Raw genomic sequence first — 3,510 nt, 5'->3', positions numbered from 1 at the left:
GCGCTGCACCGGATTCAGCGAGACACCGGGGTCCTGCGGGATCAAGCCGATCTGCGCACCGCGAATCGCGCGCAGCTCCCTGTCTCCCGCTCTCGCCAGGTCCCTGCTGCCGAACTGGATCCGTCCCGCGTCGATGTGCCCCGCGGCCGGTAGCAACCCGGTGATGGCATGCGCGGTCGAGCTCTTGCCCGAGCCGGATTCTCCGACCAGCGCGACGATCTCGCCCGGCGCGATGTCCAGGTCGACCGCCCCTACCGCGCGCACCCGCCCGGTGCTGGTGCGGTAGGAGATCGACAGGCCACGCACTTCCAGCAGATTCCCGGTCATCGTCGATTCGCCCACTCTCCATCGAGTGCCCGCGCGATCCGGTTGGTCGCGAGCACGACGAACGCCACCATGAGGCCCGACATCGTCGAGATCCACCACGCGTTGGCGAGATAGTTCCGGCCGCTCGAGATGAGCGAGCCCCACTCCGGCGCCGGTGGCACCGCGCCGTAACCGAGAAAGCTCAGCGACGACACCGCCAGCACGGCGGTTCCGAGATCCAAGGTGGCCAGCACGACCACCGGGCCGATCGCGTTCGGCAGGACGTGCCGGCCGAGCACCGTGTACCAGCGCGCCCCCGACGACCACGCGGCCTCGACGAACACCGCCTGCCGTAATCGCAGCACCTCCGCGCGCATCACCCGGGCGAAGCCGGCCACGCTGGCCACACCCACCGCGATCGCCACCTTCACGGTGCCGTAGCCGAGCGCGGTCACCAGCGCCAACGACAGGAACAGCGACGGAATCGACAGCAGCACATCGGCGAAGCGCATCAGCACGTCGTCGACCCAGCGGCCGACGAACCCGGCGATCAGGCCCATCGCGCCCCCGACGACGAACGCGACAGCCACCGCGATCACCGTCGCCTGCAACGACAGCGCGGTGCCGTGCACGACGCGGGTGAACATGTCGCGGCCGAGTTCGTCGGTGCCGAACCAGTGCTGTCCGCTGGGCGGCGCGAAGATCTCCGACGGGACGCCGAACAGCGGATCGCGTGCGGTGAACAGCGTCGGCCACACCGCGGCCAGCACCACCAGCACGAGCGTCACGACCGAGAGCACCAGACCCGGCCGGTACAGCAAAAACCGTGGCAGTCTGCGCCAGTCGAAACCCGTTCGATACTCGTCGTCGAACTCGTCGACGACGGTTCGGAGGATGGCCGCCTCGGTCAGCACGGTGTCGGTCACGCGTAACTCCTCGGGCGCGCGACCACGATCCGTGGGTCGAGCACCGGGTAGATCAGGTCGACGATGAGGTTCACCACGACGAAGACGAACGCGCCGAACACCACAACGCCCTGCACGAGCGGAATGTCCTGCACGCTCACCGCGCCCGCCATGACTCGCCCGAGTCCGTTGCGCGAGAACACCGTCTCGATCACCACCGCGCTGGCCACCAGCTGTCCGACGAGCAGTCCGACGATGGTGAGCGCGGGCAGCGACGCACTGCGCAGCGCGTGCCGCAGATGGACCCGGATCCGGCTGGCGCCCTTGGCTTTTGCGGTTTGCACGAACGGCGCGTCCAGGGTGGTCAGCAGGCTCTTCGCCAGTACCTGCGCGATCAGCGCCCCGGTCGGGATGGCCAACGTCACCGCGGGCAACACCAACCCGGCCAGCCCGGCGTTGCCGAACGCGGGGAACAGCCGGATCCGGAACGACAGCAGCTGCACCAGCATCAGACCCGCCCAGAAGGACGGGATCGAGATGGCCAGCGGCGGCAGCGACAGCAGCACCTGCCGCAGCCAGCGCCGCGAGGTGTAGGTCGCCGCCACGGCGAGCCCGCCGCCGAACAGCACGGCGAGCACCAGCGCCGCCGCCGTGAGCTGCAGGGTCGGCGGTAGCGCCGCGGCGATCGTGCCGGTCACCGACCGGCCCGTGGCCACCGAATCACCGAAGTCGCCGACCAGGGCCCGGCCCAGATAGTCGAGGTACTGCACCACGATGGGCTTGTCGAAGCCGTACTGTGCCCGCAGTGCGGCGAGCTCGGCCGGGTCCACCGGCGAGGAGTTCAGTCCGCCGCCCGCCATCGCCGACACCGGGTCGCCCGGCAGGAATTCGAGCACGAAGAACGACACGGTGTACGCCGCCCACAGCACCCCGACCGCCTGGGCGAGACGGCGTAACACGTACCGTCCCATGCCGGTTCAGCTCCGCCAAGTGTCGTGCAGCCGGGTCCGGCTCGACGACTCGAAGGTCAGGCCGTGCACGGTCGGCGCCGCCGCGAGCACGGTCTCGAGTTCCACCACCGGGATCACATACGCATTGCGCACGACCAGCTGCTGGGCCTGCTCCACGAGGGGCGCACGCTTGGCCGGATCAGCCTCGGCCGCCTGAGCGGTGAGCAGCGCGTCGAGCTCGCTCGGCGGCAGCCGGTAGGCGTTGACCTGCTGGGTCGAGTACAGCGTGCGCAGGCAATCAGGATCGGCCCGGCTCAGGTCGCCGCCCCACAGTCCGTCGAAGTCACCGGAACCGAGCAGCGCCGGGAACTGGGTGACCTGCAACTCCTGCAGCTGCAACTCCACCCCGACTACCTTGAGCTGCTGCTGCACCAGTTCCAGCGCCGCGCGGGTGTTCTGGGAGTTGTTGAACCACACCACGGTCAAGCTCAGTCGGGTGTTGTCCTTGCGCCGGATACCGTCACCGCCCACCTGCCAGCCGGCCGCGTCGAGCAGTGATTTCGACCGGGCGACATCGAGAGCGAGATCCGCCGACAGATCGGTGTAGCCGGGCGTCGTGTGCGAGAGGATGCCCGTAGCGGGCACGGTCCCGCTGGCGAAGACCGCCTCCACGATCTGACGCCGGTCGACCGCGGACTGGATCGCCTTGCGCACCTGCGCATCCCGCAGGATCGGCCGGGAGTTGTTGAGGCCGAGGTTGAACACCGCGCCCGGGTGCGATCGCGTCAGCAGGGAGATGCCCGACGCCTTCAAGCCCGCTTCGTCGGCGCGGCCGAGACCGGTGGCGACATCGAGCTGGCCGGACTGCACACTGCCGGCGCGAACCCCCGATTCGGGGATGACGGTGAACTCGATGGAGTCGAGGTAGGCCTCGCCCTGCTTGGTCCACAACGGCGAGCCCCACCCGTAGCCGACCCGCTTGCTGATCGTGATCGACTGGTTGGGAACGTATTTCGACAGCACGAAGGGCCCGGAGCCGATCACGCCGTCGCTGCAGCGCTGCTGGGGCGTCTTCGCGGCATCGGCCGTCGAGATCAGGCCGAGCGCGGCGGTCGAGGTCGCCTGCAGGAACTGCGCGTTGGGCTGTTCGAAGGTGATCTTGGCGGTGTGCTCGTCGACGACCTCGGTGCCGACGTAGCCGGTGATATAGCCCTTGGACAGGATGGCGAGTGCGCCCAGCTTCGGGATCGCGTCGAAGTTCGCCTTCACCACCTGCGCGTTCAGCGGGGTGCCGTCGCTGAAGGTCAGGTCGGGTCGCAGCCGGAAGGTGAACGACCTGGCGTCGGGGC

4 protein-coding genes are annotated in these 3,510 nt (G+C 69.0%); all 4 read right to left on the bottom strand.

Annotation, left to right across the window (positions count from 1 at the left end; translation table 11 throughout):
* Window positions 1–327 (bottom strand): ATP-binding cassette domain-containing protein (locus ACFWF3_RS28750; protein ID WP_379316643.1); only part of this gene is annotated, 327 nt, incomplete at its 3' end.
* The gene (locus tag ACFWF3_RS28745) at window positions 324–1,139 is read right to left on the bottom strand and encodes an ABC transporter permease (RefSeq protein WP_328715908.1); all 816 of its coding nucleotides are present in this window, start codon (window positions 1,137–1,139) and stop codon (window positions 324–326) included. The genes ACFWF3_RS28745 and ACFWF3_RS28750, both read right to left, overlap by 4 nt.
* A gap of 89 nt (window positions 1,140–1,228) precedes the next feature.
* On the bottom strand, window positions 1,229–2,182 hold the full coding sequence (locus tag ACFWF3_RS28740) for an ABC transporter permease (protein WP_378707800.1): 954 nt from the start codon (window positions 2,180–2,182) through the stop codon (window positions 1,229–1,231).
* Window positions 2,183–2,188: 6 nt separating this feature from the next.
* On the bottom strand, window positions 2,189–3,510 hold a 1,322-nt coding region (locus ACFWF3_RS28735; RefSeq protein ID WP_379316641.1), incomplete at its 5' end, for an ABC transporter substrate-binding protein.

The organism is Nocardia sp. NPDC060220, assembly GCF_042727815.1.
In the GTDB taxonomy this organism is placed as follows: domain Bacteria; phylum Actinomycetota; class Actinomycetes; order Mycobacteriales; family Mycobacteriaceae; genus Nocardia.
The sequence above is the reverse complement of the archived record's forward strand: the minus strand, read 5'-3'. Positions and strand labels throughout refer to the sequence as shown.